The sequence below is a fragment of the Mesorhizobium sp. M7A.T.Ca.US.000.02.2.1 genome, assembly GCF_003996995.1.
Taxonomy (GTDB): Bacteria; Pseudomonadota; Alphaproteobacteria; order Rhizobiales; family Rhizobiaceae; genus Mesorhizobium.
Genome location: NZ_RZTT01000443.1, coordinates 1 through 4,729, shown reverse-complemented (window position 1 = coordinate 4,729; position 4,729 = coordinate 1). Strand labels below are relative to the sequence as shown.

4 protein-coding genes and 2 pseudogenes are annotated in these 4,729 nt (G+C 60.7%); 1 reads left to right on the top strand and 5 read right to left on the bottom strand.

Translation table 11 applies throughout. The features are described from left to right. From EOD15_RS28820 to EOD15_RS28805, 3 genes and pseudogenes are all read right to left on the bottom strand, one after another. A pseudogene (locus tag EOD15_RS28820) lies at window positions 1-429 on the bottom strand (IS3 family transposase); the annotation flags it as partial. Then, window positions 359-1,042 (bottom strand): class I tRNA ligase family protein, encoded by a 684-nt coding sequence (locus EOD15_RS28815; RefSeq protein WP_281033859.1) that lies wholly within the window; start codon window positions 1,040-1,042, stop codon window positions 359-361. The pseudogene EOD15_RS28820 and the gene EOD15_RS28815, both read right to left, overlap by 71 nt. A gap of 473 nt (window positions 1,043-1,515) precedes the next feature. Next, window positions 1,516-1,650: pseudogene (locus tag EOD15_RS28805) on the bottom strand (aminocyclopropane-1-carboxylate deaminase/D-cysteine desulfhydrase family protein); the annotation flags it as partial. Between the two features lie 389 nt (window positions 1,651-2,039). Between EOD15_RS28805 and EOD15_RS28800 the strand changes: the two are divergent. After that, entirely contained in the window at window positions 2,040-3,839 is a 1,800-nt protein-coding gene (locus tag EOD15_RS28800; RefSeq protein ID WP_127308805.1) for an ABC transporter ATP-binding protein, read from the top strand. 576 nt (window positions 3,840-4,415) lie between these two features. On the opposite strand, the gene EOD15_RS37045 is transcribed toward EOD15_RS28800, so the two are convergent. Both EOD15_RS37045 and EOD15_RS28790 read right to left on the bottom strand, forming a co-directional pair. Continuing rightward, the gene (locus EOD15_RS37045) at window positions 4,416-4,538 is read right to left on the bottom strand and encodes an exopolysaccharide production repressor protein (protein WP_127230881.1); all 123 of its coding nucleotides are present in this window, start codon (window positions 4,536-4,538) and stop codon (window positions 4,416-4,418) included. An 80-nt stretch (window positions 4,539-4,618) separates the two neighbouring features. Next, window positions 4,619-4,729, bottom strand: a 111-nt coding sequence (locus tag EOD15_RS28790) for a 4Fe-4S binding protein (RefSeq protein ID WP_164750051.1), incomplete at its 5' end; no start/stop codon positions are given.

Genomic DNA, 4,729 nt, shown 5'->3' with positions numbered 1-4,729 from the left:
TCTCGTGCAGTCGTCGACGACGGCCAGGATGCGGAAGCGGCGCCCGTCGGTGAGCTGGTCCGATACGAAGTCGAGCGACCAGCGCTCGTCGGGCCTCAGCGGCACCAGCATCGGCGCCCTGGTCCCGATCGCCCGCTTGCGGCCGCCACGGCGGCGAACGGCGAGCTTCTCCTCCCGATAGAGCCGGAACAGCTTCTTGTGGTTCACGACCAGGCCCTCCCGCCTCAGCATCACGAGAAGACGCCGGTAGCCGAACCGGCGACGCTCCTGCGCGATCGCCTTCATCCGCTCGCGAACCTCCCGGTCGTCCGGCCTGCTGGTCTGGTAGCGAACCGTCATGCGGCAACAGCCGATGGCTTTACACGCCCGCCGTTCGCTCATCCCGAAGCCTTCCTTCAGGCGAGCGACAGCTTTCCGCTTGGCCGCGGGCGGGAAAAAGACGTCGCGCCGCTGCATAGTCTGGCGCCTGACGGTAGATCACGCAATCGCATGCCTGCGCGGCCGCGCGCCTGACCGAGAAGCCATCCTCCGAATAGGCGCGTTCCATCGCCGCGCGATGGATCTCTATTCGAGCAAAGAAGGCGCGGTCGGCCGGAGCCCAGTCGCCTGCGTCGGGCACACGGCCACCAAACTCCTGCTTGATTTCCTGGTCCAGCTCATCAAGCCAATTCAGCCATATCCGTTTGAATATCTCGTTCTCGGTGCGACGTAGCGCGTCCCGCGTGAAGTTCGTCCGCTCACCTTCCGGGCGTGTCAGGCCCAAATGAAGAGGCAGGATGTCGACTGTGTTTGGGCTCAGAACCTCCTTCCCCCAGACCGCATGGCCGCGGCTGGTTGAGAGCTTCTGGCCGTCGAGCAGGTAGAACTCATTCACGTGATAGCGGATGCGCGGCGTCCAGTGGGAGAACACCTTGGCATAAAGAGCGGGGTAGAGTAGCGCGTGGTAGAAGGAACTGTCGAAACCCAAGAAATGGACGATCTGCCAGTCATTGCTGGGCGTCGCCGCATTCCAGTCGCGACCAAACTTCCGCCGGCGGCCGATTTATAACGTCGCCGTCATCTTGCCGCTAGGGCCAATAGGCGGGCTCCGCACCGGAAATTAGGGACGGCCGGCAACCCAAATTTACGGACTGTGGCGCGGAAACGGCTCTTGCCACCTCCTCGCAGCGCGAGTCTGAAAAAGATGCCTTCGGAAGGCGCGGCCTTCAGGAGGTCTCTCCCGTCTTGCGGAAGATCGAGGCGAGATTCGGATGCCTTCTTCACTCACTCGAGGCGCAGCGCTAAAGACGGTCACACAGGTAGGTCGGGGACATGTATGTGGCCCATCCTGCAGCATCACGAGCCTGACGATTTTGTCCTCGCGCCGGCAAGACGCATTCGGTCAGCAGCTTTGTCGAGGCTGCCGTCGGGAGGTTCGGGAAGGAGATATTCCGGGAAGGCGAAGGCGTTGACGAGGTGGGCCGCAACGCAGGAACAACCTGGCACTGATCCAAACAGACAAACGTTTGTTTCGGGCCGTACCTCTGCTCCCATGAATTGCTCAAGAGAAAATGTCGCCGACCCGGTCGTAGTCTGCATCCTCATGCGGACCCAGCTCTCCTGAAGTAGACGACATCTCATGCCAATCTTGGCAGCAACCGTCGCGATCATACAGTTTGGACTGCCACTCCGCGATGGAGACAAGTATGTCGACATCTGGTCGCGTCAGGTATGACGTATTGAACTTACGCCGCTTGCTTTCGCCGAATGCAAGATTGCCGTTGCGGAGAAGCCCCTTTAGATCCTGTCGTCAATGTCCGCATTTGCCTCCATCCACCGCCGGTTGTCGAGTCCGTGACAATTGTGCTTGGCCGTCCGGACTCTCAACGCGTTGAGCAACATGCAAATCTGAGCCTTTTTTTGGCACAACTTTTGATAGGACCGTTGAGGGGCAGCAGGGGCTGTCCACCGATCTTGTTGTGGTGGGTGATGTCGAAAATTCCAGTTTTGTCATTTAACTTCTTTGGGACCGAGCGTGTTGATGCGCCCGCTTGGAAACTATGAAACGTTTCCCCGTCCATGGGCGCGGCGCCACTTGTCGCGACGTTTTCGCCTTCACTGTTCGCCTCTGGAACAGGCAGCCGGCCCGGCTCGCGATCATCATGACCGCGATGCTCGCCTCCACGCTGGCTGACGTGTTGATGCCGCTCTATTCTGGCCGACTTATCGACGCTGTTTCTCGTGCTGCTAATGCGGCAGCACCAGCTTCGGCAGCTGTTGCAGCATTCTCTGTACCGATTGCATTGGCACTCGGTTCCATTGCCATGCGCCACGTCGCCTTAATTGGCCTGAACGACCTGGTGTTGAAAATGATTTCCGATGTCGCGACCGAAGCGTTCCATCATGTGCAGCGTTTTTCGACAGACTGGCATGCAAACAGCTTCGCCGGCTCGACAGTGCGCAAGATAACGCGCGGCATGTGGGCGCTCGACCTCCTCAACAGCACGATACTCGTCACGCTGCTCCCGTCGTTTGTCATCTTGATCGGCTCGACGGTGCTGCTCGGCTGGCACTGGCCGGTCATGGGCGTGATCTTTGCTTGCGGCTCTCTCGTCTACCTTGCGTTTTCGATTTCGCTGTCGCTCGGCTATGTCGCGCCAGCGGCGAGCCTTGCCAACCGATGGGACACAAGGCTCAGCGGCGCGCTTGCGGACGCGGTCAGTTGCAACGCTGTGGTCAAGGGCTTCGGCGCAGAGGTTCGCGAAGACGAGCGGCTTGCAAATATCATGACGAAATGGCGGCACCGCGCGCGCCGGAGCTGGGTGCGCGGAACGATCATCGGCTCAACCCAAGGCGTAACTTTGGTTGCGCTCAGGGTGGCGGTGGTCGGATATGCCCTGCTTCTGTGGTCGCATGGACAGGCAACGCCGGGCGAGATAGCATATGTTCTCACGTCCTTCATCGTCCTGCAGGGCTATCTGCGTGATGCCGGCATGCATGTCCGCAACGTGCAGCACTCGGTTAATGATATGGAAGAACTGGTGGCCATCCACAATCAGAAGGTGGATGTTGCCGATCGTCCAGAGGCCAAGCCGATCCGGATCACGAACGGCCGTATCGATTTCGAGAACGTCCACTTCCGCTACGCCAACCATCCCCTGCCGCTCTATAGCGAATGTTCGCTGTCGATTGAAGCTGGCGAAAGGGTTGGGTTGGTTGGACCCTCCGGTTCCGGCAAGACAACATTCGTGAAGCTGATCCAGAGACTCTACGACCTGAGCGGCGGCCGGATCCTGATAGACGGTCAGGACGTCTCCGAGGTGACCCAAGAGTCCCTTCGTTCGCAGATCGCGATCGTGCAGCAGGAGCCGATCCTGTTTCACAGGTCGCTTGCCGAGAACATCGCCTATGGCCGGCCTGGCGCGAGCCAGGCCGAGATCGAGCAAGCGGCACGGCTGGCAAGTGCCCACGAATTCATCGCGCCCCTGCCGAAGGGCTATGGGACATTGGTCGGCGAAAGGGGTTTGAAGCTCTCCGGCGGCGAGCGCCAGCGCGTGGCGATCGCGCGCGCCTTCCTCGCGAACGCGCCGATCCTGATTCTGGACGAGGCCACATCGAGCCTCGATTCGGAATCCGAGGTGCTCATTCAACAAGCGGTGGATCGGTTGATGGTGGGTCGAACCACACTCGTCATCGCACACCGGCTGTCGACCGTCCGCTCGCTCGATCGGCTGCTCGTCTTCGACCGTGGCCGCATCATGGAGGACGGCGATCATGCCGCCCTGATCAATCTCGATGGTGGCATTTACCGCCGCCTCTTCGAACGGCAGGCGTTGGAACTCGCGAAGGGCCTGGCCTGATCGCTAAACCGGCTTGCGCGATGCGCCGAGCCGTTGCCGGAGAGGGGTGTGGCAGTGACGAGCGGCGGGCGTTAGGCCGGCAAAACAAGCACGGCCGGAACTGTCCGCCAAACGGGCGAGCGGGAATGCACCACGTCTAAGCTTCGGCGAATGCGCGCAGTTACACGCGGGCACCGAATTGTCGCGCCTAACGGCGCACGCACCAAAAGGGCGGGAATGTCGACGGCCCGGGAAGAGTGCGGCCCTCGCCGTTACCCACATTTCGCCAAAGGAAGCGAAGTCAGCACAGGCCGGCTGGGAGCCCTGTCGCTGGCCCAACCTACCGCACGCCGGCCACGTCAACGCTTCAAAGTCCCTTCGGTTCGCAAAGTCGTCCCCTTGGAGACCCGGAAGCGCAGGAGCTCCGACCGCAGTCTTCGCTCAACTCTCGCCATCTGCTCCGGGATTGGATTCCGTTCCCTTGCTAGCACTGTGGCAGCTGAGCACGAACTCGCCGGCCTCGTGTCTTTCGATTACGGCCAACGGGCTTAGGAAGAGATTGGATTCGCCGGCCCTCTGCGGAGCGAATGAACAGTTCTACAGATCATCGACGTCCGCGAAAAAGAGCACGCAGCCGAAGTAGTCGGCCTGAAGCAGCAGCGAACAGGCCAGCGTCGTGACGACTGCCACACGGAGCGAATCCAAAGCGAAGTAAACCATCGACGCATTGCTGCACAGGACCAGCCCCACGAGCCGACAAAAAGATGAAGTGCAACGCCGTTCTCCTGGTTTTCGCCAGATCATGTTGCGAGCTCGTCGGCCGCAACATGCGTCTGGCAGTTCTTGGGGCAGACGCGGCCGCAGGCTCCGCAGCCGATGCAGCGGCCGGCATCATCGACAACCATGATCAT